The following is a 26729-nucleotide window of genomic DNA, read 5'->3' as shown; positions in this document are numbered from 1 at the left end:
CTGCGCTACCCCGGGGCCCGGCCCCTTAGGCCTTACGGAGGAGGCGCTTCCGCCTCCACTTCCCTTCGGTTCGGAGCGGCACCAACCGGGTTCATTTCTCGCTGACTTGTGGCACTTTTCTTTCGCCCGCGCTTCCTTCGTCCAGCCTTCTTTCGTCCGGCCTTCTTTCGTCCGTGCCGCCGGCCCGCCCGCGCTCCGCCGTCCGCAGGGCGAGCGCCGCCAGCGCCTCCGGGGCACCGGCCTGGCCACGGATCCCGGGAAAGGCGTTGATGTCCACGATGAGCGGCGCACCGCCCCCGGCGTCGAGCAGATCCACCCCGTAGACGTCCAGGCCGAAGACCTCGCCCACCCGGAGCGCGGCGGCGGTCCAGCTCGCGGGCAGTTCGCCGACCGGAAGCGGCAGGTTCGGACCGCGGCCGTCCGGGGCCAGCTCCGAGCGGCGCAGCGCGGCGAAGAGCTGCCCGTCGACCACCCACAGCTTGTGGTCCCAGCCGCTGTTGGGGGTGAAGTCCTGGACCACCACCAGCTCCTCGGCCCAGTCGGCGGCCAGTTCCCGCAGCCGTACGGCGCTGTCGGCGCGGGTCACCAGGTCCCGGCGGCGGCTGAACCGGCTCTTGATCACCAGCGGGCCGTCCGGGGCACCGGCCGCGGCCAGCTCCCCCAGGGTGGCCACGGAGCGGGTAGCGGCGAACGGCAGCCCCGCCGCGCGGGCCACCGCGGCCATCGCCACCCGGTCCTGGCACCGGGCGGTCGCCGCCGCCGAGTTGAGCACCGGGGCGCCGTGCTCCTCCAGGAGCGCGGCGAGCGCCAGCGCCCGGGGCGTCCGCGCCTTGAGGAGATAGACATCGGCGAGCGAAGAGAGGTCCGGCCCCGGCCCCCCGGCACCCGGGTCCAGGCATTCAACCCGGTGATCCGGCGCCAGCAGCCCGGTGACCGCGGCCAGCAGCGGATGCCCCGGATCCGCGGTGAGCAGACAAACCCTCACCGGCCGCCGCCGATCGACGCCGCGGGCCGGGTGGGACGGGGAACGGACGACGCGGTGAACGGGGACGGCGGGGCGGCCGCCGCGCCAGTCTGCCTGGTGGCGAACGCGTCCCGCCCCTGCGCCCCGTTCCGGGCCAGCTCCAGGACCGCGGCGGACACCCGGGCGACCGCGTCCGGCACCTGACGGAAGCTGGGGAAGTCATTGATGTCGACGACCACCGGGCCGTCCGGCCCGAGCAGGATGTCGACCCCGTAGAGGTCGAGGCCGAAGACGGCGCCTATCTCGGCGGTGATCCGGGCGACTTCGGGCGTCAGCGGCACCTGCCGTTCCCGTACGGCGTGTGCCGGGTGCAGCGGGGAGCACCGCTCGGTCGCGTAGAGCTCCCCGGCGACGCTGTAGACCTTCAGATCCGTACCGGAGTTGGGGACATAGGGCTGGGCGATCAGCAGCCCGCCGGCCGACCCATCAGGGCCCGCCGGGCCGCCCGGCTCCAGCAGCCGGTCCGGCGTCGCCACCAGCCGCACGGCGCGCCCGGAACTGCCGTCGGCGGGCTTCACCACGAGCGGGAACTCCGCCTCGGCTATCTCCGCGAACTCCTCGGGACGGGCCGCCGCATACGTCACCGGGACCGGCAGCCCCTTGCCGCGGGCGATCACCGCGGCCAGCGCCTTGTCCCGTACGCCACGGATGGCCCGGACGTCGTTCACCGTCATCAGCCCGACGGAAGCGGCCGCTTCCAGGAGCGTCAGGCCCGGACCGCCGGAGACGGTCTTGAGGACCCAGGCGTCGTGGCTGCCCGCCTGGATCGCCTCGGATATCCGGATCAGCGAGCGGCCGGGCCACAGCACGTCCACCCGGTGGCCCCAGGCGCGGAGTTGGTGGATCACCTCCAGCGGCATGCCGTCATGGCGGTACTGCTCCTCCACCAGGAAGCAGAGTCTCATCGGGCACCCTCGTCATCGCCGCACGTCCACCGACCGTCCGGCAGATCCTCGACACACCAGGATCCCATGCGGAGCCCGCCGGGGACGGTGCACCCACGCACCGGGCTCCGGCCCGGGTGCGTCAGTTCTGGTGCGCGAAGAGGGCGGGCAGCGCCAGCCCGACCGTCCGGTTGAAGAGGTCCGGCCGCTCCATGTTGGGGTAGTGCCCGGTGCCGTCGATGGTGGCGGCACGGCCGTGCGCGACGGACCGCACGAGGCGTTCGGCCATACCGATGCAGTCGTCCGAGTCGAGGCCGCCGTGGACGGCCAGCACCGGGACCGTGATCTTCGCGGCCCGCGCCCAGGTATCGGCCACCGGCACCCGCCAGTCCGGTTCGGCGCCGGTGTGCTTGGCCAACGTCCGCTCCGCCATGTCCCGTACGCGTCCTATGACCTGCGGATCGACCGCGTCGACCGTGCGGTGCGGGCCGGCCGCGAGCATCAGGAAGGCGTCGATCCAACCCTCGATGTCGCCGGCGGCCATCGCGCGGGCCTGGGCGGTCATCACGCCCCGGGCCCAGGGGTGGTGGTACTCCGGCTCACTGGTCCCGGCGCCGCTGACCACCAGCGCGCGCACCAGACCGGGATGTTCCAGCGCGGTGTCCACCGCCGTGGCCGCGCCCATCGACAGTCCCACCAGGACGGCGGGGCCGGTGTCGAGGTGGCGCAGCAGCGCGGCGACATCGTCGGCGGGGCGGAAGGCCCGGGTCGCGTTGGCGGACGCGCCGTGCCCCCGGGCGTCCGGCACGATCACCCGGTGGTCCCGTGCGAAGTACGGAAGTTGGTCGTCCCACATCCCGCCGTCCACGAACCCGCCGTGCAGCAGCACCACGGGCGGGCCGCTGCCGAGTTCGCGATAGGCGAGAAGTCCGTCCGGCGTCTCTAACGTGCGCACATCAAGAGCATCAGTCATGACAACCAAGGTGCCATTCTCCGAGAGACTTGGCAACCAAGGTGTCATGATGGTCCCGTGACCGACACCGACCCACCCCTGCCGCCCGATGACCTCGCCCACCGGCTCACGGAGGTGTTCGACCTCGTGGGCCCGCTGTACCGGCGGGTCCAGCGCAAGGTCGAACAGACCGCTCCGATCGAGGGCCTGTCCGTCGGCGTCCGCGCCGTCCTGGACCTGCTCCGCGAGAACGGCCCGATGACCGTCCCGCAGATGGGCCGCGCACAGGCGCTCAGCCGGCAGTTCGTGCAGCGCATGGTGCACGACGCCGCGGCCCGGCACCTGGTCGAGATCACCCCCAACCCCGTCCATCAGCGCTCCTCGCTGATCCGGCTGACCGACGACGGCAGGGCCGCCATCACCGCGGTGCTCCTGCGCGAGCATGCGCTGCTACGCCAGGTCGACGGCGATCTGACCGACGCCGAGGTCACGGCGTGCGTGCGGGTGCTCACCAGGATGCTGGCGCTCTTCGACCACGTCGACGTGGGCTGACCACTCTCCCGCTACCGTGAGGCACCCGCGACGACGCGGGACCGGGACGGGATCGGGAGGCCCAGTGACCCATAAGGCCGTGCCCTTCGACGACCTCGACCGCAAGATCGTGGCGGCGCTGATCGACAACGGCCGGGCGAGCTTCGCGGAGATCGGGGCGGCGATCGGGCTGTCGTCCACCGCGGTGAAGCGGCGGGTGGACCGGATGCGGGAGAACAACGTGATCACGGGGTTCACCGCCACCGTTCGCCCGGCCGCGCTGGGGTGGCTGACCGAGGCGTATGTCGAGGTGTACTGCGACAGCGCGGCGCCGCCCCGGCGGCTCGCGGAGGTGGTGCGCAACCACCCGGAGATCGCGGCGGCGATGACGGTCACCGGTGGCGCGGATGCGCTGCTGCACGTACGGGCGACCGATGTGGAGCACTTCGAGGAGGTGCTCGAACGCATCCGGGCCGAGCCGTTCATCCGCAAGACGATCAGTTACATGGTGCTGTCCCATCTGCTGCCGGACAGCCCGGAGGCGGGCGCCCGGCAGCCCTCCGGCGGGACCGTCGGCTGAGGCGCCGGATGCGCGTGGCCCGTCTTAGCCGCCGGAAGCTGCGCGCTCCCTCCGGGGAAGCGGAATCCGGGACGGAAGCGCGCAGCAAAGCTGCGTAAGAGGTCACAGACACGCAGCATTGCTGCGCCGATCAGCAGCATTTGTTGCTTGTGGCCCGAATCCCTCGCTCCTTACCTTGGAAGCCATCGGGGTGACGCTCTGTGACCCCCGGTCACCCCGCATTGCCCGAGGAAGCGAAGGGATCGTCCCGTGCCGATGAGTCGTGAATCCCGCCCCCGGCGCTATCTGGTCTGCGAGCCCAGACACTTCGCCGTGCATTACGCCATCAATCCCTGGATGCGGGCGGACGTGCCCGTGGACACCGCGCTCGCGGGGCGCCAGTGGGAGGCGCTGATGGGCACCTACCGCGCCCATGGGCACACCGTGGAGTCGGTGCCCCCGGTGCCCGGTCTGCCGGACATGGTGTTCGCGGCCAACTCCGCGCTGGTCGTGGGCGGCCGGGTCTTCGGCTCGCACTTCCACGCGCCGCAGCGGCGGCCGGAGTCCACGGAGTACGAGACCTGGTTCAAGGCGGCCGGCTACGACGTCTACCGGCCGGAGTCGGCGTGCGAGGGCGAGGGCGATCTCGTCCCGGCCGGCCGCTTCATCCTGGCGGGCACCGGCTTTCGCACCACCCCGGCGGCGCACCGCGAGGTGCAGGAGTTCTTCGGGGTGCCGACGATCGGCCTCCAGCTGGTGGACCCGTACTTCTACCACCTGGACACCGCGCTCTTCGTCCTCGGCGAATCGCCGGAGACGGGCGAGGCGCATATCGCCTATTACCCCGAGGCGTTCTCGTCCGGCAGCCGTGAGGTGCTGCGGCGGCTGTTCCCCGACGCGGTGCTCGCCACCCGGGAGGACGCGATGGCCTTCGGCCTCAACTCCGTCTCCGACGGCCGCCATGTCTTCGTCGCCCCGCAGGCATCCGGCCTGATCGCTCAGCTCCTCGCGCACGGCTATGTCCCCGTCCCCGTCGACCTGTCGGAGTTCCACAAGGCCGGCGGCGGCATCAAGTGCTGCACCCAGGAGATCCGCTCATGACCGCTCCCACCCGTACCGCCCAGGTTGGCGCTCCCCGTTCGTCCGCGGAGCTCATCCAGGCCGAGAGCCCGGTTCTGGCGCACAACTACCACCCGCTGCCCGTGGTGGTCGCGCGCGCCGAAGGGGTCTGGGTCGAGGACGTCGAGGGGCGCCGCTACCTCGACATGCTGGCCGGTTACTCGGCCCTCAACTTCGGCCATCGCCACCCGGCCCTGGCCGAGGCCGCGCACCGCCAGCTCGACCAGCTCACCCTCACTTCACGGGCGTTCCACAACGACCGGCTCGCCGGTTTCGCCGAGGGCCTCGCCGAGCTGACCGGCCTGGACATGGTGCTTCCGATGAACACCGGCGCCGAGGCGGTGGAGAGCGGCATCAAGGTCGCCCGCAAGTGGGCGTACGACGTCAAGGGCGTCCCGGCGGACCGTGCGACGATCGTGGTGGCGGGCGGCAACTTCCACGGCCGGACGACCACCATCGTCGGCTTCTCCGACGACGACACCGCCCGGGTCGGCTTCGGCCCCTTCGCCCCCGGCTTCCGCACCGTCCCGTACAACGACCTCGCCGCGCTGGAGGCGGCCCTGGACGAGACGACGGCCGCCGTGCTGATCGAGCCCATCCAGGGCGAGGCGGGCGTCCTGATCCCCGACGACGGCTACCTCACCGGCGTACGCGAACTGACCCGGCGCAACGGCTGTCTGTTCATCGCCGACGAGATCCAGTCCGGGCTGGGCCGCACCGGCACCACCCTCGCGGTCGAGCACGAGTCCGTGGTGCCGGACATGCTGCTGCTCGGCAAGGCGCTCGGCGGCGGCATCGTCCCGGTCTCCGCGGTCGTCGCCCGCCGCGACGTGCTCGGCGTGATCGGCCCCGGCCAGCACGGCTCGACCTTCGGCGGCAACCCGCTGGCGGCGGCGGTCGGTTCGGCCGTCATCGAGCTGCTCGCCACCGGGGAGTTCCAGCGCCGCGCCACCGAACTCGGCGCCGTACTGCGCGACGGCCTGGCCGCACTGACCGGGAAGGGTGTGACCGGTTTCCGCGCCCGCGGCCTGTGGGCCGGTGTCGACATCGACCCCGCCCTGGGCACCGGCCGGGAGATCAGCGAACGTCTGCTGAAGGAAGGCGTCCTGGTCAAGGACACCCATGGCTCGACGATCCGGCTGGCCCCGCCGCTGACCATCACCGCCGAGGAACTGACCTCGGCGCTCGGCAGCCTGGAGCGGGCGCTGGGCTGACCCGGCACCCCGCCGAACGGCCGACGCGGCCGCAGCTCGGGTGAGCTGCGGCCGCGTCGTGTCCGCGTGCGCTAGAACGAGCCGTTGCGGTTGATCATCTCCAGGCAGGCCTTGTGCGAGCTGCCCTTGAAACGGACACAGAGCGTGCTGCCGCTCGGCTGGATCCCCGGGGCGGTGTGGCCGACGATCTGGTCACCGGACCGCTTCGCCTTGAAGGAGTAGTTGCTCCCGCCGTCCGTAGTGGTGAGGTAGACGGTCGCGGACTGCCGACTCTTGGACGGGTTGGTCCAGGTCGCGGTGACGGTGCCGGGCTGGGGCGTGCCGTCCTGGCCATCGGTCTCGATGCAGATCTGCGGCCCCGACCAGTCGTGGGTGCAGGAGGAGGCGGCGGCGTGCGCGGCCGGGGTGGTGGCGACGGCGCTCAGCGCGATCGTTCCGGCGACGGTCAGCGCGCGGAGCAGCTTCGAACGGGTCATGTGTGGGGGGAGTCCTCTCCTCGAAATACCGGCGGAAGACGCGAAAAATCCCGCCACGAAATGGGGCGTGGCGGGCACCGCGTGCACGAAGTTGATCTTAGTTGGTTTTCGAACTCATGTGCCATCAGGTTCCGTTGCGCGCCGCCCCTGACCCCGCCACACTCCCCGCCGCCTCCAGGAGCGCGGCGGCGGCGGTACGGGCCTGCCGGGCGGCGGACGGCTCACCCAGGAGGGCGGCACCCGCGATCGCCCCGTCGATCAGCAGCGCCAACTGCCCGGCCAGCACCTCCGGTTCGGCCACCGGCAGCGCGCGCACCAGACCGGCCACATACCCCCGCAGCGCCTCCTTGTGCTCCCGCGCGACCCGGCCGACCCGGTCGGAGGTCGCCCCCAGCTCCCCGTACGCGTGGACGAAGGCGCAGCCGCGGAAGCCGTCCTCCGCGAACCACTCACCCAGCCAGTCGAAGACCGCGAGCGGCCGGTCCGCGGGGCCGTCGGCGTGCGCGTCGACGTACTCGGCGAGTGCGGTGCGCCAGCGGGTGTCACGGCGGCGCAGATACGCCTCGACGAGGTCGTGCTTGGCGGGGAAGCACTGATAGAGCCGCTTGAGCGACACCCCGGCGGCGGTGCGGAGTTCATCCATCCCGACGGCCTGGATGCCGCGGTCGTAGAACAGCTCCTCCGCGGCGTCGAGTATCCGCGTACGGGCTTCATCGAGGTCCATGGCACTTCCGGGGCTTTCCAGGAGAACGGTCGTTCTCTACACTAGCCGACCAAGCGAGAACGACCGTTCTCCGATCTTGGTGAAAGGGAGCACGCCATGGCGCCACGACCGCCCTTCCCGCCGTTCGACGAGCAGAGCGCACAACAGAAGGTGCAGGCGGCCGAGGACGCCTGGAACACCCGCGACCCGGAGCGGGTCGCCCTCGCCTACACCGAGGACTCGGTCTGGCGGAACCGCGACACCTTCGTCACCGGCCGCGCCGAGATCGTCGACTTCCTGCGCCGGAAGTGGACCCGCGAACTGGACTACGCGCTGCGCAAGGAGCTCTGGTCGTACAGCGGCAACCGCATCGCGGTGCGCTTCCAGTACGAGTCCCATGACGCGGCCGGCCAGTGGTGGCGCAGCTACGGCAACGAGCTCTGGGAGTTCGACGAGAACGGCCTGATGCGCCGCCGGGAGGCCGGCATCCACGATGTCGCGATCACCGGCGACGAACGCCGCATCTTCGGCCCCCGCCCGGAGGAGGAGCGGGGCCACCCGCTCCCGTTCCGCTGATCAGCCGGAGCCGGGGAACTCCCCCCTCCTTGCGGGCGGCTCGCCCGCACCGGACGACCTGGATGCCGACGGGTGAAAGCGCCGGTCACGGGCAAGCATGTGCGAATGTTTCGCTTCCCCGCAGCATGGGGAAAAAGGGCGATAACCGAACTACTGGGCTGCCCATCCCTCCTCGGGGATGGGCAGCCCGCGTCGCTTTTGTGACGCGCGGTCTGTGGTTGTGGTGCCCCGGAGCGGGATATGGACGGCCCCCACAGAAGGGGTCCACATGAGTACGCAAGTTCAGTCGCCGATGCTGGAACTGCTGCTGCAGACAGCCGCGCTCCCCAGCCAGGCGGCGCAGGTGAGCCCGGTGGCAGCCTCGGCGCAAGTCTTCCTGGCCGTCACGTCGATCCCCGTCGGCAACAACCCGGTCGGGCTGGCGATCGCCCCCAGCAGCGACCTCTACGTCGCCAACTCCGGGTCGGCCAACGTGTCGGCGATCAACACCACCACGGACACCGTCATCGGTGGCCCGATCGGCGTCGGCGGTACGCCGGTCTGGCTGACGGTCGCCCCCAACGGCAACGCCTACGTCCCCAACAGCGGGTCGAACACCGTGTCGGTGATCAACACCGCCACCAACACCGTCGTCGGCGCCCCGATCGCCGTCGGCAACCAGCCGGCCGTGGTGGCGGCCGTCCCCGGCGGACGTGTCTACGTCACCAACTTCGCCGCGAACACCGTGACGGTGATCGACACCACCACGAACACCGTGATCGGCGCCCCGATCGCCGTCGGCGCCCAGCCGGTCGGGGTCGCGGTCGCCTCCAACGGCAACGCCTACGTCACCAACCGGGGATCGAACACCGTGACGGTGATCAACACCGCCACCAACACCGTCATCGGCGCCCCGATCCCCGTCGGCGCCCAGCCGAACTTCGTGGCGATCGCACCCAACGGCAACGCCTACGTCGCCAACATCGGGTCGAACACCGTGACGGTGATCAACACCATCAGCAACACCGTCGTCGGCGCCCCGATCGCCGTCGGCAACCAGCCGTGGGGCATCGCGGTCGGCGCCGACGGGATGGCCTACACGTCCAACCGGGCGGCCAACAACGTGACGGTGTTCGACACCGCCACCAACACCGTCGTCGGCGCCCCGATCCCCGTCGGCGCCGGACCGATCGCCGTGACGGTCGCCCCCAACAACAAGGTCTACGTCAGCAACATCAACGGGAACAACGTCAGCGTCATCCAATTCGACCCGACGCTGACCAGCATCACCCCCAACAGCGGGCCCATCGCGGGCGGCACGCCGGTGACGATCACCGGCACCAACCTGACCGGGGCGAGCGTCACCATCGGCGGCAACCCCGCCACCGGCGTGATGGTCAACGCCACCGGAACGCAGCTCACCGCGATCACTCCGCCCGGTGCGGCCGGCCCGGCGGACGTCACCGTCACCACCCCTGGCGGCAGCGCCACGCTGGTGGGCGGCTTCACCTACCTGCTGCCCGTCCACGCCACCTCGCTGGTCGCGACCCCGGCGCTGTCGAAGCTGTTCCCGCCGCACGTGTACTTCCCGTTCCTGACCGCCACGCTGACCGACCAGGTCACCGGGCTGCCCGTGCCCGGCCAGACCATCCTCTTCAAGATCGGCAGCAACCTCGTGGGCATCGCCACCACCGACGCCCAAGGCGTCGCCCGGTTCAACGAGACGCTCATCCTGACGCTCATCCTCGCCAACGGCGGCTATGACGCCGAGTTCGTCGGCGGCTCCACCGGGTCGGCGATCCTGTCGCCGTCCAGCGACCACGCGGGAGTCATCGAACCCTGACCCCCGCCCGGTCACCGGCCGACCCGGCGGCACCGGCGGGCACCCGCCCAACTACCCCGCCACGCCGAGCCCTGGCAGCCGCCGGATCTCCAGGGCAGCACCCCACCATTCCGTGCGCTCCGAGAGGAGGAGCGCACGGAATGGTCTGCTGCTCGGGGTGGCGCGCAGTGCGCCCGCAGCCCCGTCACCCGCCGGTCAGCGCCTCACCGATGACGGCCACGCCCTGCGTGATCTCGTCCGGGGTGCGGGCGGCGTAGCCGAGGACCAGGCCCGGCGGGGCCGGGAGTTGGCTGTGCCAGGACAGCGGGTGGACCTTGACGCCGTGAGCGAGGGCGGCCGCGGCCAGGTCCGTGTCGGAGCCCCGGTAGCCGTCCGGTCCGAAGGTGAGCGTCAGATGCAGGCCCGCCGCGGCACCGTGCACGGTCGCGCCCGGCAGATGCGCGCGGATCGCCGCGATCATGGCGTCCCGGCGACGGCGATGGCGGCGGCGCAGCAGCCGCAACCGACGCTCCAGCTCACCGGACTCCATCAGCCGGGCCAGGACGAGTTGGGGCAGTGCGGCGTTGCCGAGGTCGGCGAACCGCTTGGCGTCGACCAGCGCCTTCCGGTACTTCCGCGGCGGCAGCAGCCAGCCCACCCGCAGGGCGGGGGCCAGCAGCTTGGAGACGCTGCCCGCGTAGCAGACCTGCTCGGGGAGGAGCGAGCGCAGGGCGGGGACCGGTGCGCGGTCGTAGCGGTGCTCGGCGTCGTAGTCGTCCTCGATGATCAGGCCACCGTCGGCCGCCCAGCGCATCAGCTCACGGCGCCGTCCGCCACCGAGCACCACCCCGGTGGGGAACTGGTGCGCCGGGGTGAGCAGAACGGCCCGCGCACCGCTCGCCCGCAGCGCGTCGACCCGTATCCCGTCGTCGTCCACCGGAACCGGCGGCGTCGACATCCGCCAGTGCTGGAGATGCTGTCGCGCGCCCAGCGATCCGGGGTCCTCGACCGCGATCTCCGGAATCCCGTCGCGGTGCAGCACCTGGGCGATCAGTCCGAGCGCCTGCACGGTGCCGACGACGATCACCACCTCGTCCGGGTCCGTCCTGATCCCGCGGTTGCGGGCCAGCCAGTTGGCGACGGCCCGGCGCAGTGCGACGGTGCCGCGTGGGTCCCCGTATCCGAAGTCGGCCGACGGGAGGTCCGCCAGCACCGCGCGTTCGGCGCGCAGCCAGGCCGCACGGGGGAAGGCGGCCAGGTCCGGCACGCCGGGCGAGAGGTCGATCCGTGCGGGTGCGGTGCGCAGCTCGTCGAAGATCTCCGGGCCGGGCGGTGCGGCGAACGGAGCGGGCGGCCGGTGGGCGCCGAGCGCCCCTCCCGTGGTCCTCGCGACGGCCGTCACGGGCGCGGCGACAACGACCGTGCCGCCCCTCCCCCGCCCGGCAAGCTGCCCGTCCTCGGTCAGCCGCTGATAGGCCTCGGTGACCACCCCCCGCGACACCCGCAGATCAGCGGCGAGCGTCCGAGTCGCGGGCAGCCTGCTCCCGACCGGCAGCCGGCCATCCGCGACGGCCCGCCGCAACTCCTGAGCCAGCCAGTCCGACCGGCCGCCCACGGGCGCGTCGCCGAGGTTCAGCTGAAGGAAGTCGGAGGAACCGGGGGAGGTGTGACGGGGCGGGGAGGCCGGGGGCGAGGGGGGTGGCGGAGCCGTAGGAGAGGGGGGCGGAGGGCTCGGGGGCGGCGAGGAGGTTATGGACCGGTTGGCAGGGTGCTCTTTGGACCTGTGCACCGGACCATTGTCGCGGCACGGTGAAGGCATGAAGACGAACACGGCCTATGTGCACGGCTATTCACCGCAGGAGGCACGTCGCCTCGGCGACCAGGCGGACACCCTGGCCGCGTTGCTGCACGCGGGTACGGCGTACGCCGCCGGCAGCCGGGTGCTGGAGGTCGGCTGCGGGGTGGGCGCACAGACCGTGCATCTGGCCAGGAACAGCCCGGGGGCGCGCATCGTCGCCATCGACCGGTCCGCGGAGTCGCTGGCGCAGGCCCGCGCCTATGTGACGGCGCAAGAACCCGGGGCCGACGTGGAGTGGCGCACCGCCGACCTCCACCACCTCCCCTTCGGCACGGCCGAGTTCGACCATGTCTTCGCCTGCTTCGTGCTGGAGCACCTGCCGGATCCGGACCAGGCACTGGCCGCGCTACGACACGTCCTGCGCCCCGGCGGCACCCTGACCGTGATCGAAGGTGACCACGGCTCGGTGGTCCTCCACCCGGACAGCATCCACGCCCATGAGGTGATCGGCCACCAGGTACGACTACAGGCCGCGGCCGGCGGAAACGCGCTGCTCGGACGGGCGTTGCAGCCACTGCTCACTGGCGCCGGATTCGACCAGGTGGTGGTCCGGCCGAGGACGGCCTACGCCGACGCCACCCGCCCCGCGCTGGTGGACGGCCTCACCCGGAAGACCTTCATCGCCATGGTCGAAGCGGTCCGGGACAAGGCGCTGAGCACCGGCCTGACCACCGCCGCGGACTGGGACCGCGGCATCGCCGACCTACGACTGGCCGCGGACGAGGGCGGGACCTTCCACTACACCTTCTTCAAGGCGGTGGGGGTCAACCCGTAGGGGTGGGCGGGGGCGCGCCGGGGGGGGCGTCCCGTGGCCGGTGCCCGGGGGCGTCGGGGCCGAGCCCCGCCCTCCGCACCTGCCCTTGGCCTCCCCCGGACCGGACGGCCAGGTTCCAGAAGTTTCCCCAGCCGATTCCCCCAACTCCTTGGCAGGGAAGGGCAGTCGGCGTATCTTGGAATAACCGTTCCAAGATACGTGAGCGGGACCGAGCGACCCTGCATTCCTTCCTCCGGCGACGGCGAAACGAGCGGCACAGCCATGCCCGACATCAAGCACTTCAACCCCGAGCTCGTGCTCGACGAAGCGATCCAGGTCTTCTGGCGGCACGGCCTCCCGACGACCGGCATCCAGGCGCTGGTGAGCGCAACCGGAGTGAGCCGCTCCAGCCTCTATGCGACCTTCGGCAACAAGGACGGCCTCTACGCCGCGGCGCTGGACCGCTATATAGCGCAGCACTCGACACCGGCCTTCGCCCACCTGGCGCAGGCTTCCGCGGGGCTGACCTCGATAGAGGAGTTCTTCGCCGGGCTGATCGAGGTGCGCTGTTCGGGCCCGGTCGCGGGCTGGGGCTGCATGGTCACCAATGCCTACGCCGGCCCGGAGTGCGCCGACACCGGCATCCGCACGCTGCTCGAAGACCACCACCACATGCTCCAGTCAGCCATGCGCACGGCCCTGACCAACGCCGCTGACCTGGGTCAACTCCAGCCGTCCTGCGATCTCGACGCCTCCGCCGCCGTGCTGGCGACCCTCGCGTACGGCGTCAATCTGCGCTCCCGTGCCGGTACCGACGCCCAGGCGCTGACCGACACGGTGGCCGCTGCCCTCGCGCCACTGCGCGCCCCTCTCACACCTCAGGAGCAACCCCCGCGATGAACTACGCCGAGGGACTCACCGCCTTCCTGCGCGAGCACTACCCCCACCTCCAGATCCCCGACGCCGAGCGCGCGGTGATGGAACGGGCCGGCCGTGAGCTCGCCGCCTCCGGACTGGCCGAGCGCGCCCTGCGGACCGGAGACACCGCCCCGGGCTTCAGCCTCCCCACCTCGACCGGTCGCACCGTCACGCTGGACGGACTGCTGTCGGCGGGCCCGGTCGTGCTCACCTTCTACCGCGGCGCCTGGTGCCCCTTCTGCAACTTCGCCCTGCGCGTCCTCCAGCAGCGACACGCCGACATCACCGCCCGCGGCGCCCAGTTGGTGGCCATATCGCCGCAGATCCCCGACGAATCCCTCACCCTCACCGAAAAGCACTCGCTCGCCTTCGACGTCCTCAGCGACCTCGGCTCGGACACCGCCAAGCAGTTCGGCCTCAGCTTCGACCTGCCCGACGACCTGGCCGCGGTGTACGAGTCCTTCGGCTTCGACCTCCAGCGGGTCAACGGCGGCCATGCACGCACCCTCCCGGTACCCGCCACCTACGTCATCGACCGGAACGCCACCATCCGCTGGTCCTTCATCGACACCGATTACACCGCCCGCGCCGAACCGTCCGACATAATCGCCGCCCTCGGCGCCCTCCCTGCGGCGCACTGAAGCACCGGCCGCCGGAAATTCCGCACCGCATTCGGCATTCGGTTCCCTTCTTTGCGAGAAATTGACGGGGCCGCGCCGATAGCCCAACTCGCCGCCCACCCCCCATAGGCCGCCGCGCATCGGAGCGCTAAGGTCGAATTTCCAGGAACGTAAACGGGGGAGGGCAGCCGCCAATGGCACAGGACGATGCCGTGATCGGCTGTACGGGAGTGCTTCTGATCGGCACTCGTGGGGCTGCCGGTCCCGGTGAGGTTCTGGTGCGGATCAGGGGCGGCTCCGAGGCCTTTCTCGCCTGGTCCGCCGAGCCCCTTCCGGTAGGGGCGACCGTGCTCGTCATCGAGTCCCGTGGCAGTCGCCAGGTCGACGTCATGGAGTGGGCCGATCCGTTGGACGCGTTGACCGGCGGGGCCGGCGACGCAGGCTGAGGAGATAAAGGATGTTCGGTTACCGCGTTCCTGCCCCCGATCAAGCCATGCTGATTTCGGGCGGCAGGCGTGGACAAGGGGGCGCACCATTCCGAGTGGTGACCGGGCACGGCAAGTTCGTGCTGCCGGTCTTTCGCAAGGTCCGCTTTCTGACCCTGGCGATGTGTGAGGCGGAGGTCGCCGAGACCTGTGTGACCCGGCAGGGCATCGCGCTGACGGTCCGCGCCGTGATCGCGTTCAAGGTCGGCAACGACACCGAGAGCGTGGTCAATGCCGGTCAGCGGTTCCTGTCCGACCAGGACCAGATGTCGGTACTGACCGGCCGGATCTTCGCCGGTCATCTGCGCTCCATCATCGGTTCGATGACGGTCGAGGAGATCGTCACCGAGCGGCAGAAGCTGGCCACCGAGGTCCTGGAAACGTCCAAGACCGAGATGGCGAAGATCGGTCTGATCGTCGACTCGTTGCAGATCCAGTCGATCGACGACGGCGAGACCGGCTATATCGAGGCGATGTCCGCGCCGCACAAGGCCGCCATCCAGCGGCAGGCGCAGATCGCCCAGGCCAAGGCCACCCAGGCCTCGGTCGAGGCACAGCAGGAGGCCGCGCGTAATCAGGCCGAGTACTCCCGGCAGACCGCCGTGGTCCAGGCCGAGTACAACGCCGAGGTGGACCGCGCCCAGGCCCACGCCGCCCAGGCCGGCCCGCTCGCCCAGGCCCACGCCCAGCAGGAAGTCCTCGCCGCGCAGACCGAACTCGCCGAGCGCGCCGCCCGGTTGCGTCAGCAGGAGCTGGTGGCCGAGGTGGTCAAGCCCGCCGAGGCGGAGGCCGAGCGGATCCGTCTGCTGGCGCTGGCCGAGGCCGAGCGGATGAAGATCCAGGCCGAGGCCGCCGCCTCGCACGACCGGGTGGCCCTGGACCGGATGCTCATCGACCAGCTCCCGCAGATCGTCAAGGAGGCCTCCGCGGGTCTGGCCAACGCCAACGTCAATGTCCTCAACGGCACCGACGGTCTCGGCGAGATCGCCGCCGGCCTGGTCGGCCAGGGCCTGACCATCCTCGACTCGGTCCGCCGCAACCTCGGCACCCCCGACGGTCAGGACAACAACGCCGACAAGAACGGCGGCTCCGGAACGGCCAACGGCCACAGCGGCCGCGTCGAGATCGAGTAGCAGTAGCAGTAGCAGTAGCAGCAACGGGGCGGGGACGGAAACCGGGGCCGGTCAGAGGCGGAGTCGGAGGCGGGCAGAGGGCTCCCCTACTCCCCCGCCCCACTCCACCCCCGCCCCTTCACATCCCCCGCCCCCGCTGCCGTTCCTCGTCCGTGTGCTTGTGGCGGGCGTAGGCCACCAGGTGGTTGAGGACGGCGACGGTGGTGGCGATGTCGGTGTCGTCGAATCCGGCGAGGGCCTCGTGGAGACCGGCATGGCTGGTTTGCTGCAGACGGCTGAGGACGGCCCTGCCGTGCGGGGTGATCGCCACTTTGCGGGCGCGGCGGTCGAGCGAGTCCGGGGTCCGTTCGACCAGGTCCTGGGACTCCAACTGGCCGATCTGGCGGGTGACATGCGGCGGCTCGACCATCAGCAGCGCGGCCAGATCACCGACCCTGCTGATGCCTCCGCTGTCCTCCAGGGCCATCAGCAGCCACAGATCGGAGCGGGCCGCCGTGACGCCCGCCTCGGCCGCCTGGCGTTCGTGCGCCCGGGAGCGGGTGAGCAGGTAGGACAGCGTGGCCAGCACTCTTTGCAGTGCGACGGTGGGGTCCTGGTCTCTTCCGGGGTCCGGCATGCAGGCACTTTAGCGGCCCGCGCGACGCGGCGATCCGCCCCGTGACCTGCCCGTTCCGTACGGGCGTCGGATCGGTTTGAGCCAACCTCGTGTGCACCACGCTCTCCCCTTCCCGCCCCCTCCGAAGGTGAGTTAGCGTAGACACAACTTAGTTGCTTAAGTTAGGTAACTAGCTGTCGCCGACAGTGATCTCCGCTGGTCACCGCGGCCGCCGAGTCGACCACCGAATCGGCCGCCGAGTTCGTCTGTCCCGTCAAGGAGTGGCGCCACCCGCACCGTTCGCCACGGCACCGCCGTGTCCCGATCGTGGAAGGACCAGCCGCATGACGACCACAGAACGCATCGCGAGGGAGCAGGACACCGGACCGGACACCGGCCGCTCCCCCGTCGCCGTCCCCGCCGCACGGGCCACCGGCTGCCCCTTCGACCCGGCACCCGAGATCACCCGGGCCCACCGCGAGGAGCCGATCACCCGGGCCACACTGTGGGACGGCTCCTCCTGTTGGCTGGTGACCCGGCATCAGGACGTACGGGAGGTGCTCGGCGATCCGCGGTTCAGTGCCGATGCGACCCGTCCGGGATTCCCGTTCCTGACCGCCGGCGGACGTCAATTCGCCACCGGCAACCCCTCGTTCATCCGCCAGGACGACCCCGAGCACGCCCGGCTGCGCCGGATGCTCACCGCCGATTTCATGGTGAAGAAGATGGCGGCGATGCGCCCCGAGGTGCAGCGCATCGCCGACGAGCTGCTCGACCGGATGACCGAGGGGCGGCACGCGGCCGACCTGGTCGCGGAGTTCGCGCTGCCGCTGCCGTCCCTGGTGATCTGTCTGCTGCTCGGCGTCCCCTATGACGACCACGCGTTCTTCCAGAAGTGCAGCAGCGTGCTGCTCAGCCTCCGGTCGACCGTCGAGCAGGTACGCGTCGCGCAGGAGGAGCTTCAGGACTTCCTGAGCCGGCTCGCCGAGTCCAAACGGCGTACGCCCGATGACGGCATCGTCAGCCGGCTGGTCGCCCGCGGCGAACTCGGCGACGCGGACATCGCCTCCATGGGACGGCTGTTACTGGTCGCGGGCCATGAGACCACCGCCAACATGACCGCGCTGTCCACCCTCACGCTGCTGCGCAACCCCGACCAGCTGGCGCGGCTGCGCGCGGAGCCGTCGCTCATCACGGGCGCCGTCGAGGAGCTGCTGCGCTATCTGACGATCGTCCACAACGGTCTCCCGCGGATCGCCGACGAGGACGTCACCATCGGCGGCCGCACCATCCGCGCCGGTGAGGGCGTGCTGTGCGTGCTCAACACGGCCAACCGCGACGAGGAGATCTTCCCCGGGGGCGCCGCACTCGACGTCGGCCGCGATGCCCGCCGTCATGTCGCCTTCGGCTTCGGCGTCCACCAGTGCCTGGGCCAGCCGCTCGCCCGGGTGGAACTCCAGATCGCCCTCGAAACGCTGCTGCGCCGGCTGCCCGGCCTGCGGCTCGACATTCCCTTCGAGGACATCCCGTTCCGTCATGACATGGGGATTTACGGGGTGCACGCGCTGCCCGTCGCGTGGTGAGCATCCGCGCCCGGCAGCGCCACCCCGGCCGTTCCCGTCCTCCCGTTCCAGCCCGTCCGTCCATGGCCGTCAGGGGCCGGGCGGCCCATCTTGGAGAGAACCATGCGCGTAACCATTGACCAGGACAAGTGCTGCGGCGCCGGAAGCTGTGTGCTGTCCGCGCCGGAGGTGTTCGACCAGCGTGAGGAGGACGGCATCGTGCTGCTGCTCGACGCCGAACCACCGGCCGCACTGCACGGCGCGGTGCACGAGGCGGCGGCCATCTGCCCGGCCGCGGCGATCACGGTCGATCAAGCGGAGCGGGTCTAGGGCCTCTCCGGGCCCGCCCCGCCACGGCATCCGTGCACGAGGCGGGCCGCCGTCCGGCCGCGGCCACCCCTCCACCAGTGGCCGCCCGGCCGGGCCGCCCTACGCCTGGGGCACCAGTCCGTCCTCGACCAGCCCGGCCAGCACCGCCTCGCCCAGCGCATGCACCGCGGACTGCGGGCGCACCATCACCGTGAACTCCTTGATCCGGCCCGCCTCGTCGAACTGGAGCAGGTCGATGCCATGGATCTCCTTGCCGTTCACGGTGGCCCGGAAGATCAGGACCGTGGAGTCGGCGGAGCCGCCGTCCGGGCCCGCCGCCGTCTGTGCGCTGCCCGTCAGCTCGCCGACGTAGCGGAAGTCCTCGAAGGTGCGCAGCAGCACCCCGAACAGCCCGAGCACCATCGGCCGCCCCTCGAAGGGCGTGAACTTCACCGGGCTGTAGAGGCGGATGTCCTCGGTGAACAGCTCCTCCACCGCATCGAGTTGCTTCGCCTCCACCGCCGCCTTGAAGCGGTCCGCGGTCGTCCCCATGACTTTCCTCCTCGCCTCGGCCGGGCAGCGGTCCGGGCGACCCCGGCCATACCCCGGCCGCGGCGATGGACCTCGCCCTCATAGTCGCGACTATGATTAGTCATATTCTTGAGTATGGGAAGGGGTGGCCGGACATGGCCCTCAGGCATGCGGTGCTGGCGGCGCTGCTGGACGGCGAGTACAGCGGCTATCAGCTGGCCAAGGCGTTCGATGCCGGAGTCGCCAATTTCTGGCACGCCCTGCCGCAGCAGCTCTACGCGGAGCTGACCAAACTGGAGGCGGACGGGCTGGTCGCCGGCCGCCAGGTGATCCAGGAGACCCGGCCCAACAAGCGGCTGTTCCAGGTCACCGAGGAGGGCCTGGCCGAGCTGGAGCGGTTCGCGGCGACCACGGCCAAACCGTCGTTCATCCGCGACGACCTGCTGGTCAAGGTGCAGGCCGTGGACCGGATCGAGGCCGCGCCGGTGATCGACCAACTGGCCGCGCGGGCCCGGACCGCCGCCGCCAAGGCCGGGATCCTCGAACAGCTGGCGGCGCGGCTGCGCGGCGGGAGGGACGAGGCGGATTTCCTGGCCCACGGCACACGGCTCGGCCCGTATCTGACCTGTCTGCGCGGTCTGGCCTTCGAACGGGAGACCCGCGACTGGTGCGAGCGGAGCGCCGATATCTTGCGGGCACGGTACGACGGGGGCCAGCGGGACTGACGCCCCTGCGCAGCGCGGCGGACGCGGCCCGACCCGGACCACCGGGCCGCACCCCGAACAACCGCCGAGGGATCGTTTCGCCGCAACTCCTTCGTGTGACGACGCACATCACCGGGCGGCAGGCCGGGAAGCACACATTCCGCACAGAACCGGAACGGAAGGAATGTCTGTATGCGTCTTCGCCACACCGCCGCCGTCGCCGTCAGCGCGCTCGCGCTCACCCTGTCCCTGCCCGCCTCCCCGGCGGGCGCGGCCACCGGCCCCTTCACCTACGTCTACACCGACCAGACCGGCACTCCGCACGTGGGACTGCTGCCCGACCCGGTGAGCCGGGTGTGCATCACCCTGCCCGAGGTGGCCGACCCGGCCGTACCGCCCGCGCACACCCCGAAGAACTACACCGCGTCCGTCGCCACGCTGTTCACGGGCGTCGACTGCACCGGCGACTACTTCACCCTCCGGCCGAACGGCGGTCATGGCTCGGAGCGGCTGAAGGTGCGTTCGGTGGTCTTCGCCTGATCCGACGCCGGCCGCCGGAGCGCACGGCCGGCGGCCGCCTACCGGCCGGCCCCGGAGGGGGGTTCGGTCAGTACTAGGCACACCATGCATATGTTGAAGGGGGCACTGGCTGGGGCATGCGGAGCACCGCATGCTCGGTGGCATGACCCACACCTCTGTCTTCGCGTACGCCGCACCCGCCCCGAAAGCACCGCTGGAGCGGACCACGATTCCGCGCCGCGAGCTGGGTGCCCACGACATCCTGATCGACATCAAGTACGCCGGTATCTGCCACTCCGACATCCACACCGTGCGCGCCGAGTGGGGCGACGGCGGGGCCTTCCCGATCGTCCCCGGCCATGAGATCGCCGGTGTGGTCGCCGAGGTCGGCGCCGAGGCCACCCGCTACCGGGCGGGCGACCGGGTCGGCGTCGGCTGCTTCGTCGACTCCTGCCGGGAGTGCGCGAACTGCCGTGCCGGGCTTGAGCAGTACTGCACCGGCGAGCTCGGCAACGTCGGCACGTACAACGCCACCGGCCGGGACGGCGAGACCACCTACGGCGGCTACTCCACCCATATCGTCGTCGACGAGAACTACGCCCTGCGCATCCCCGAGAGCATCCCGCTGGACGCCGCGGCCCCGCTGCTGTGCGCCGGGATCACCCTCTACTCGCCGCTCGCCCACTGGCAGGCCGGTCCCGGCAAGAAGGTCGCCATCGTCGGCCTGGGCGGCCTCGGCCACATGGGCGTGAAGATCGCGCACGCGATGGGCGCGGAGGTCACCGTGCTGAGCCAGTCGCTGCGCAAGAAGGACGACGGGCTGCGGCTGGGCGCGGACCACTACTACGCGACGTCCGACCCGGCGACCTTCGAGGAGCTGGCGGGCACCTTCGACCTGATCGTCAACACCGTCTCGGCCAACCTGGACCTGAACGCCTACCTCGGGCTGCTGCGCACCGACGGCACGCTGGTGCAGGTCGGCGCACCGGAAAGCCCGCTGCCGGTCGCGCCGTTCGCGCTGATACCGCAGCGCAAGTCGATCGCCGGCTCGATGATCGGCGGCATCCCGGAGACCCAGGAGATGCTCGACTTCTGCGGGGAGCACGGGCTGGCCGCGGACATCGAGGTGATCGGCGCGGACCAGATCAACGAGGCGTACGAGCGGGTCATGGCGAGCGATGTGCGCTACCGCTTCGTGATCGACACCGCGACGATCTGACGCCGCCGGGGAGCTTTCCGCCCGGTCGCAACCGCCGCCCGGGGTGGCCTGCTGCGGGCCGCCCCGGGCGGGCGCGTGCGCGGCCGTCGGCGGACGGAACGGCCCGCGTCCCCGCCCTCGCCCTGGACTTAATTGAAAACGGTACCCATTTTCATATAGCCTCCCGACGACGTCCGCCGGTGCACCGTGCCGGCACCCGCCCGTCCCGTAGGAGGCCCGCCCCATGGCCGTACCCAAGCGCAAGCTCTCCCGCAGCAACACCCGCCACCGCCGCGCCCAGTGGAAGGCGACCACGCCCCAGCTGGTGCCGGTCACCGTCGACGGCTCCGTCTACCAGGTGCCGCGCCGTCTGGCGAAGGCCTACCGGCTCGGCCTGATCGACCCGAAGGGCTGACCGGCCATGGCGCACCCCCGGCCCGGGCCACGGCACCCCCCGGCTACGACACCCCCCGCACAGCCACCGCCTCCTGTGCCCGCCGCATCGTCCGGGACGGCCACCAGCTGGCCCGCCCCAGGAGGGTCAGCGCCGACGGCAGGATCACGACTCGGATGACGAAGGCGTCCAGCAGGACGGCCACCGCGAGGCTGAAGCCGATCTGCTTCATCTCCGCGAGGTGCAGGAACATGAAGGCCGCGAAGACCGTCACCATGACCGCCGCCGCGCTGGTGACGACCTTGGCGGAGGCCCCGACGCCGTGCAGCACCGCCTCCCGGGTCGGCACCCCGCCCAGCGCCGCCTCCCGTATCCGGCTGACGACGAAGATCTGGTAGTCCATCGACAGGCCGAAGAGGATCACGAACAGGAAGAGCGGTACGCGGGAGCCGATGGCACTGGTCGCCGCGGTGTCGAACCCGAACAACGTGCTGGCCAGGCCGTGTTGGAAGAAGACCACGACCAGCCCGAACGCCGCGGCCGCGGAGAGCAGATTGAGCGCGACCCCGAGCAGGCCGATGACGACGGAGCGGAAGACCAGCGTCGTCATGAGGAAGGTCAGGAGCAGCAGGGCGCCGATGACCAGCGGCAGCTTGCCGTCCTGGTGGGCGAGGTAGTCGGTGTCGTGGGCGACATCGCCGCTGACCGCGAACTCCGCCCCGGGCACCGCGCCCACGGTGTCCGGCAGATAGTCCCGGCGGAGGCGGTCGAGGGAGGCGATCGCCTCGGGGGAGCTGACCTTGTGCGGCGTCGACAGCTCCATGGTGGTGGTGCGGTGGTCCCGCGAGGTCTTCACGAGCGGGGTGACGCCCTTGGCGTAGAGCGGATCGGACTGCGCCCGCGCGCTCAACTGCCGTAGTGCTGCCGTCACTTCGGAGGATTCCGCGGCGGGCGCCCGGACCACGATCTGATGCTGGACGCGCAGCTCGGGGAAGGCCGTGGTGAGCCGGTCGTAGGTCTGGAGGGCGGGGATCTCGCGGGAGTGGCTGTCCTTGTTGAGGACGCGTAGTTGCATGCCCAGCGCGGGTGCCGCGAGCGCCAGCATCAGCAGGACGGACACGCACAGGGTGCGGGCCGGGTGCTCGGTCGCCGGACGCAGCAGGGCGCGCCAGAGGCGGCCGGTGCCCTCCGCGCGCTCCCGCGGTGCCGGGCGTCGGCCGGTCCGCTGCGCACGGCGGTCCGCGCGGCGTTCGGCGCGTTGGGCGATCTTGACCAGCAGTGCGGGCAGCGCCGTCAGCGAGCTGAGGACCGCGGCCAGAACGACGATGACGGTGCTGGTCGCGAGCGAGGAGAAGACCACATCGGTGGCCAGGTACAGGGTGGCGGTGGAGACGATCACCGCGAGGCCGGAGACCACGATCGCCCGGCCGGAGGTGGCGGCGGCCAGTTCCACCAGCGCCTCGGCGCCGAGCCGGCCGCCCGCGCGGGCCCGTTCCTCCCGTTCGCGCTTGAGGTAGAAGAGCGTGTAGTCGACGCCGACGGCCATGCCGATCAGCAGGATGATGTTGGCGCCCACCCCGGCGTCCGGCTGGAGGTGCGAGACCACCATCGACAGGCCCATGGCGGCCGCGATCGAGGTCAGCGCGAGCAGCAGCGGCACCGCCGCCATCAGCGCGGACCCGAAGACGACCAGCAGCGTCAGCAGTGTGACGGGCAGCGCGATGGCCTCGGAGAGCGCCAGGTCCTGGCCGCGCTGGGTGTTGACGCCGACGCTGACCGACGGGCTGCCGGTCTCCGCCACCCGTAGTTCCGGGTGGCTGCGCTGGACCGCCGCGGTGCGGGCGGCGAGCGGTGCCACATGGTCCTTGGCGTCCGCCTCCACGCCCTTCATGACCACCGCGACCCGCAGCGACGCCCCGTCGGCCGAACGGACCGGGGGCTCGACCCGCGCCACCTCGGGCAGCGTCCGCATCCGGGCGGTGAGGTCGCGGACGGCCGCGTCGGCGGCGGTCTGCTCCAGCGGGCCGGACCGGGCGGAGATCAGCACCTGTTCGACCGGTTCCCGGTCCAGTCGGGCCTCGGCGGCCAGGGTCTCGGCGCGGCCCGCCTCACCGACGCGGTAGTCCTCGCCGGTGGCGTTGTGGGTGCCCATCGCCAGGCCCACGCCCAGGCACAGCACCACGAACGCCAGCCAGCCGGCCAGCGCGCGCCAGGGATGCCGTGCGCTCCAGACCGCCAATCGCACGGTGACCGGCCTTTTTTCTCTCGACTGCGGCTCCCACGGCCGCGTTCGTACCGCCACGTTCACTTGCCCCGCCCCTTCGGCATCGTGTCGCGTCCCCCCACTGGTACGCATGTAAGTCGAGAATTACAGGTGTCGCATCAGACCGTCAACCGTAAGATTGTGGTGGCCGGAGGGCGCCGGGCTGTTTGACAGTCCGTCGCGGCATACGAAAACCTCCGCTGACACACGTCCGGAACAGCAAGAAGGTGGGCCATGAACAGCGAGCAGCTGCTGGCCCTGCTGTCCGCCGTGGGCCATGCGCAGCGGCTGCGAGTGATCGGCGAACTGGCCGACGGGCGGCTGTACGTCAGCGAGCTGGCCCGCCGGCTGGAGATGTCCCGGCCGCTGCTCTATATGCACCTGGACCGGCTGGAAAAGGCCGGCCTGGTGGTCGGCCGGCTGGAGCTGTCCGAGGACGGCAAGGCGCTGAAGTACTTCGAACTGGCGCCGTTCGAGCTGAAGCTGAACGTGGCCACCGTGCTCGCCGCCCTCCAGGAGGACCGGTCCGCGGCGCCGCCCGAAGAGGCCGGGGACGCGGGCGGCGCGGTGCAGCCGTCGGCCGCGAAGGGACCGAACGACCCTAGGGGGACGCGTACTTGAATCCTCCCCCAGCTAAAGCAGGGGATTCCTAGCTCACGTCGCCTGCGGCCCGGCGGGCCGGCAGGTCTTACACGATCAGCACCAGCCGGGTTGAAGACCAGCCCGGACGAGCATCACACGGGCGGAGTTCTTGTCTCTGGGCGAGACCACTCCGCACGCGGTGCACGTATACGTTCTTTCTGAGAGAGGCAGCGCGTGCTTGGTTCTCGCTCCGCACTGCGCACAGTCCATCGTGGTGTGCGCGGGGTGGACCAGGTGCACGGCCCTGCCGTGCTTGCGGCCCATCTCGACCAGCGCCGCCTTGGTCGCGCCGACCGCGGCGTCAGCGGCCTTCCGGGCCATCGTGGACTTCGCGAGGAACTTCGGGCGGAAGTCCTCCACCGCCAAAGCGTCATGGTCACGGACAATGCGCTTAGCCCACTTGCGAGCAGTGTCCTGACGCTGCCGGGACACCTTCTTGTGCAGCTTGGCCGCTTGATGCTTCGCGGCCTGGTAGCCCTTCGAGGCGGGCTGCCCACGCTTGGGCTGCTTCCTGCGCGCCATCATCCGCTGGTAGTGCGCCAGGCGCTGCGCAGCCTTCTTCCCGTGCTGCGGGTGGGGAAGGTCGTGGGCGTCGGATGTAGTGGTCGCGGTCTGCGTCACGCCCCAGTCGATGCCGATCACCGCACCGGTCTCCGGCAGAGCCTGGGTCACGGTGGGGACGACAAAGGACGCGTACCAGTGTCCGATGCTGTCGCGGCAGAGGCGCACGCTGGACGGCAGCTCGGGCAACTCCCGCGACCACACAACCGTCACGACGATGCCCCCAGCGAGGTGCAAACGGCCGTCTTCCAAACGGAAGCCGCGCCGGGTGTATTCGAGGGTGGGGAGCGCTTCGTGCTTCTTCTTGTACTTCGGCATCCCGGCGCGCTGCCGCATAGGAAGCCGTGCCCTGATGTCCTTGAGGGCTTTGGCGCGGGACCTGCCGAAGTCGCGTATCAGCTGTCCCCCAGCTACCGCTGGGAGGTGCCCCCAGCTGCGGAACGCATGCGCCTTCACGCAGCCACTCGGTACGGGCGCGGGCCTCGGTCAGCATCGCGGCGAGCTGCACCGGCCCGCACGTACGCTTCTCCGCGCCTTCGGGACGGGTCTTGTTCCACGCCGACTTGCCTGGACTTGGCCACACACTCGTTCCACAGCCACCGGCACCGGTCCCACTCGGCTTCGAGTACGGCGCGGGCAGTAGACGACACGCGAAGACGATAGGTGAACCTGGCATGCCCACTCTCCCCGCTCGTCTTCGCTTCCGCCGTCATACACAGCAACCCATCCGGGAGGTACGACAGTTGAGAGCTCTCACCCGGCGTGGGTCGCCTCACCACCATTGCTGGTGGGCCCCGATCCGCCCTGGCAGCGAATCGGCTTTCCCTGCCCCGCTCACGCGGGAGCTTCCCTTCCTCACCCGGCTGAAGCCGGGCGTATCCACGAAGGAGACTCGATGACCGGCAGCATCATCATCCCGATCGCCGTCCTGGTGATCATCTTTGCCTCGGTCACCACGATCGTGGCGTCGTACTTCAAGCTCCAGCGGCATCGCGCGGACGCCGCGGCGCTCGCCGAGTACCGCGGCCTCGCGGAGCGGGTCACCGCCCAGCAGGAGACCATGAGCGCGCAGTTGGCCGAGCTGGGCGACCGGGTCAAGGCCGTGGAGAAGCTGCTCCAGAGCGTGGGCTGAGGCCCGGCGGCGGGCGGGGAGCGGCCCGTCGGCGGACGGGTGCGGGCCCGGCGGCGGACGGGTGCGGGCCCGGCGGAAGTTTTTTCGCACCGACCGGCAACCCCCGCCCCCGCCGCACGTCGTCAGGGGTGAGGGCGCCATCCGGCGCCGCCCCGTCGAAGAACGTGGAGCAGCCGACCGTGAAGTCCACCCGTACCGTCCGCACCCCCGCCGCCGCCCGGCCGTCCGCCGCCCGCCCCCGTCTGCGCGGTGCGGCCGGCGCCGGAGTGGTCGCGGCGCTCGCGCTGGCCGCGCTGTCGGCCGGCACCGCGCACGCCGAGAACCACGCGCCCCCGTCCCCGCGCCCGGCCCAGGAGTCCCCGTCCGCGCCGCCGTCCGACGGCACCGCGCGGCCCACCCCCGGCACCAGCGTCACCCCGGAGCCCAGCGCCCCGCCCACCGCTCCGCCCACCCCCGGCGCCCCGCGGCCCTCCGAGAGCCCCACCGAGCCGCCGCGGCCGAGCCAGACCCCGCCGCACCCGAGCGCCGAGCCGTCCTCCCCCGGCAAGCCCACCCCTGCCAACGGACAGGGAGGCGGGAAGGAACTCGCGCGCACCGGCGCCTCCGACACGACCACCATGGCGCTCGGCGGCGCCGCCGCGGCCCTGATCGCCGCGGGCGGCGGCACCGTCTACGTGGTCCGCCGCCGGCGCGGCTGAACCACCGCACCAGG

Annotated in this window: 29 protein-coding genes and 1 pseudogene; 20 read left to right on the top strand and 10 right to left on the bottom strand. The window is 71.1% G+C overall.

The genetic code is table 11. The annotated features are described in order from the left end of the window. Positions 1 to 91 precede the first annotated feature (91 nt). The 3 genes from QT196_RS21390 to QT196_RS21380 all read right to left on the bottom strand — a co-directional run bounded on the left by QT196_RS21390 (position 92) and on the right by QT196_RS21380 (position 2881). Positions 92 to 985 carry an alpha-L-glutamate ligase gene (locus tag QT196_RS21390; protein WP_290355445.1) on the bottom strand — a complete coding sequence of 298 codons (894 nt, stop codon included), beginning with the start codon at positions 983 to 985 and terminating at the stop codon, positions 92 to 94. Then, positions 982 to 1929, bottom strand: coding sequence for a hypothetical protein (locus QT196_RS21385; RefSeq protein ID WP_290355444.1), 948 nt, complete (start codon positions 1927 to 1929; stop codon positions 982 to 984). Before QT196_RS21385 ends, QT196_RS21390 begins: the two co-directional genes overlap by 4 nt. Before the next feature lie 121 nt (positions 1930 to 2050). Further along, the gene (locus QT196_RS21380) at positions 2051 to 2881 is read right to left on the bottom strand and encodes an alpha/beta hydrolase (protein ID WP_290355443.1); all 831 of its coding nucleotides are present in this window, start codon (positions 2879 to 2881) and stop codon (positions 2051 to 2053) included. 57 nt (positions 2882 to 2938) lie between these two features. On the opposite strand from QT196_RS21380, the gene QT196_RS21375 reads away from it, so the two are divergent. The 4 genes from QT196_RS21375 to rocD all read left to right on the top strand — a co-directional run bounded on the left by QT196_RS21375 (position 2939) and on the right by rocD (position 6283). Continuing rightward, positions 2939 to 3412 carry a MarR family transcriptional regulator gene (locus QT196_RS21375; protein ID WP_290355442.1) on the top strand — a complete coding sequence of 158 codons (474 nt, stop codon included), beginning with the start codon at positions 2939 to 2941 and terminating at the stop codon, positions 3410 to 3412. 64 nt (positions 3413 to 3476) lie between these two features. Then, positions 3477 to 3971 carry an Lrp/AsnC family transcriptional regulator gene (locus QT196_RS21370; protein WP_168480591.1) on the top strand — a complete coding sequence of 165 codons (495 nt, stop codon included), beginning with the start codon at positions 3477 to 3479 and terminating at the stop codon, positions 3969 to 3971. A 255-nt stretch (positions 3972 to 4226) separates the two neighbouring features. Next, positions 4227 to 5051, top strand: a complete 825-nt coding sequence (gene ddaH / locus QT196_RS21365) for a dimethylargininase (RefSeq protein WP_168480590.1) — start codon at positions 4227 to 4229, stop codon at positions 5049 to 5051. Further along, a complete protein-coding gene (gene rocD, locus QT196_RS21360; protein ID WP_290355441.1) occupies positions 5048 to 6283 on the top strand; it encodes an ornithine--oxo-acid transaminase in 1236 nt (411 codons plus the stop codon). Before ddaH ends, rocD begins: the two co-directional genes overlap by 4 nt. 71 nt (positions 6284 to 6354) lie before the next feature. Here the strand turns inward: rocD and QT196_RS21355 are convergent, their stop codons facing one another. Both QT196_RS21355 and QT196_RS21350 read right to left on the bottom strand, forming a co-directional pair. Further along, positions 6355 to 6759, bottom strand: a complete 405-nt coding sequence (locus tag QT196_RS21355; protein WP_168480588.1) for a hypothetical protein — start codon at positions 6757 to 6759, stop codon at positions 6355 to 6357. A 124-nt stretch (positions 6760 to 6883) separates the two neighbouring features. Beyond that, on the bottom strand, positions 6884 to 7483 hold the full coding sequence (locus tag QT196_RS21350; protein ID WP_290355440.1) for a TetR/AcrR family transcriptional regulator: 600 nt from the start codon (positions 7481 to 7483) through the stop codon (positions 6884 to 6886). 96 nt (positions 7484 to 7579) lie between these two features. Between QT196_RS21350 and QT196_RS21345 the strand changes: the two genes are divergently transcribed. Continuing rightward, positions 7580 to 8038: a nuclear transport factor 2 family protein gene (locus QT196_RS21345; RefSeq protein WP_168480586.1), complete on the top strand. Its 459-nt coding sequence runs from the start codon at positions 7580 to 7582 to the stop codon at positions 8036 to 8038. A gap of 268 nt (positions 8039 to 8306) precedes the next feature. Then, positions 8307 to 9860, top strand: a complete 1554-nt coding sequence (locus QT196_RS21340) for an IPT/TIG domain-containing protein (protein WP_290355439.1) — start codon at positions 8307 to 8309, stop codon at positions 9858 to 9860. Between the two features lie 184 nt (positions 9861 to 10044). On the opposite strand, the gene QT196_RS21335 is transcribed toward QT196_RS21340, so the two are convergent. After that, the gene (locus tag QT196_RS21335; RefSeq protein WP_290356695.1) at positions 10045 to 11475 is read right to left on the bottom strand and encodes a PLP-dependent aminotransferase family protein; all 1431 of its coding nucleotides are present in this window, start codon (positions 11473 to 11475) and stop codon (positions 10045 to 10047) included. A gap of 181 nt (positions 11476 to 11656) precedes the next feature. On the opposite strand from QT196_RS21335, the gene QT196_RS21330 reads away from it, so the two are divergent. The 5 genes from QT196_RS21330 (at position 11657) to QT196_RS21310 (ending at position 15607) form a co-directional block, all read left to right on the top strand. Next, the gene (locus QT196_RS21330; protein WP_290355438.1) at positions 11657 to 12472 is read left to right on the top strand and encodes a methyltransferase domain-containing protein; all 816 of its coding nucleotides are present in this window, start codon (positions 11657 to 11659) and stop codon (positions 12470 to 12472) included. A gap of 261 nt (positions 12473 to 12733) precedes the next feature. Next, complete coding sequence (locus QT196_RS21325; RefSeq protein ID WP_290355437.1) at positions 12734 to 13351, top strand: TetR/AcrR family transcriptional regulator; 618 nt, start codon at positions 12734 to 12736, stop codon at positions 13349 to 13351. Continuing rightward, entirely contained in the window at positions 13348 to 14010 is a 663-nt protein-coding gene (locus QT196_RS21320; protein ID WP_266738062.1) for a peroxiredoxin-like family protein, read from the top strand. The genes QT196_RS21325 and QT196_RS21320 overlap by 4 nt, the downstream gene beginning before the upstream one ends. Positions 14011 to 14183: 173 nt before the next feature. Beyond that, entirely contained in the window at positions 14184 to 14435 is a 252-nt protein-coding gene (locus tag QT196_RS21315) for a hypothetical protein (protein WP_042150670.1), read from the top strand. A gap of 11 nt (positions 14436 to 14446) precedes the next feature. After that, positions 14447 to 15607 carry a flotillin family protein gene (locus tag QT196_RS21310; RefSeq protein WP_168480581.1) on the top strand — a complete coding sequence of 387 codons (1161 nt, stop codon included), beginning with the start codon at positions 14447 to 14449 and terminating at the stop codon, positions 15605 to 15607. A 118-nt stretch (positions 15608 to 15725) separates the two neighbouring features. Here the strand turns inward: QT196_RS21310 and QT196_RS21305 are convergent, their stop codons facing one another. Continuing rightward, positions 15726 to 16223 carry a MarR family transcriptional regulator gene (locus QT196_RS21305; RefSeq protein ID WP_168480580.1) on the bottom strand — a complete coding sequence of 166 codons (498 nt, stop codon included), beginning with the start codon at positions 16221 to 16223 and terminating at the stop codon, positions 15726 to 15728. A 323-nt stretch (positions 16224 to 16546) separates the two neighbouring features. Between QT196_RS21305 and QT196_RS21300 the strand changes: the two genes are divergently transcribed. Both QT196_RS21300 and QT196_RS21295 read left to right on the top strand, forming a co-directional pair. Next, on the top strand, positions 16547 to 17785 hold the full coding sequence (locus QT196_RS21300; protein ID WP_211117393.1) for a cytochrome P450: 1239 nt from the start codon (positions 16547 to 16549) through the stop codon (positions 17783 to 17785). A gap of 102 nt (positions 17786 to 17887) precedes the next feature. Continuing rightward, complete coding sequence (locus QT196_RS21295) at positions 17888 to 18094, top strand: ferredoxin (protein ID WP_168480579.1); 207 nt, start codon at positions 17888 to 17890, stop codon at positions 18092 to 18094. 99 nt (positions 18095 to 18193) lie between these two features. On the opposite strand, the gene QT196_RS21290 is transcribed toward QT196_RS21295, so the two are convergent. Continuing rightward, on the bottom strand, positions 18194 to 18625 hold the full coding sequence (locus tag QT196_RS21290) for a nuclear transport factor 2 family protein (RefSeq protein ID WP_290355436.1): 432 nt from the start codon (positions 18623 to 18625) through the stop codon (positions 18194 to 18196). Positions 18626 to 18759: 134 nt separating this feature from the next. Between QT196_RS21290 and QT196_RS21285 the strand changes: the two genes are divergently transcribed. The 4 genes from QT196_RS21285 to rpmF all read left to right on the top strand — a co-directional run bounded on the left by QT196_RS21285 (position 18760) and on the right by rpmF (position 21440). Further along, on the top strand, positions 18760 to 19329 hold the full coding sequence (locus QT196_RS21285) for a PadR family transcriptional regulator (protein WP_168480577.1): 570 nt from the start codon (positions 18760 to 18762) through the stop codon (positions 19327 to 19329). Between the two features lie 171 nt (positions 19330 to 19500). Continuing rightward, positions 19501 to 19848 carry a hypothetical protein gene (locus QT196_RS21280; RefSeq protein ID WP_168480576.1) on the top strand — a complete coding sequence of 116 codons (348 nt, stop codon included), beginning with the start codon at positions 19501 to 19503 and terminating at the stop codon, positions 19846 to 19848. Positions 19849 to 19990: 142 nt separating this feature from the next. Then, entirely contained in the window at positions 19991 to 21046 is a 1056-nt protein-coding gene (locus tag QT196_RS21275) for an NAD(P)-dependent alcohol dehydrogenase (RefSeq protein WP_290355435.1), read from the top strand. A 223-nt stretch (positions 21047 to 21269) separates the two neighbouring features. After that, complete coding sequence (rpmF, locus tag QT196_RS21270) at positions 21270 to 21440, top strand: 50S ribosomal protein L32 (RefSeq protein ID WP_085928160.1); 171 nt, start codon at positions 21270 to 21272, stop codon at positions 21438 to 21440. Positions 21441 to 21483: 43 nt separating this feature from the next. Here the strand turns inward: rpmF and QT196_RS21265 are convergent, their stop codons facing one another. Next, positions 21484 to 23664 (bottom strand): MMPL family transporter, encoded by a 2181-nt coding sequence (locus tag QT196_RS21265; protein WP_168480575.1) that lies wholly within the window; start codon positions 23662 to 23664, stop codon positions 21484 to 21486. 252 nt (positions 23665 to 23916) lie between these two features. Here QT196_RS21265 and QT196_RS21260 point away from each other — a divergent pair, with 252 nt between their 5' ends. Further along, positions 23917 to 24303 carry a winged helix-turn-helix domain-containing protein gene (locus tag QT196_RS21260; RefSeq protein WP_168480574.1) on the top strand — a complete coding sequence of 129 codons (387 nt, stop codon included), beginning with the start codon at positions 23917 to 23919 and terminating at the stop codon, positions 24301 to 24303. 65 nt (positions 24304 to 24368) lie between these two features. Here the strand turns inward: QT196_RS21260 and QT196_RS21255 are convergent. Continuing rightward, positions 24369 to 25598 (bottom strand): annotated as a pseudogene (locus QT196_RS21255) (transposase); the annotation flags it as partial. Positions 25599 to 25780: 182 nt separating this feature from the next. Here QT196_RS21255 and QT196_RS21250 point away from each other — a divergent pair. Together QT196_RS21250 and QT196_RS21245 are read left to right on the top strand one after the other, a co-directional pair. Then, entirely contained in the window at positions 25781 to 26017 is a 237-nt protein-coding gene (locus tag QT196_RS21250; protein WP_266738079.1) for a hypothetical protein, read from the top strand. Positions 26018 to 26196: 179 nt separating this feature from the next. Beyond that, entirely contained in the window at positions 26197 to 26715 is a 519-nt protein-coding gene (locus QT196_RS21245) for an LPXTG cell wall anchor domain-containing protein (RefSeq protein ID WP_266738081.1), read from the top strand. The last annotated feature ends 14 nt before the right edge of the window (positions 26716 to 26729 follow it).

Source organism: Streptomyces sp. P9-2B-2 (assembly GCF_030406865.1).
GTDB lineage: Bacteria > Actinomycetota > Actinomycetes > Streptomycetales > Streptomycetaceae > Streptomyces > Streptomyces platensis.
The sequence above is the reverse complement of the archived record's forward strand: the minus strand, read 5'-3'. Positions and strand labels throughout refer to the sequence as shown.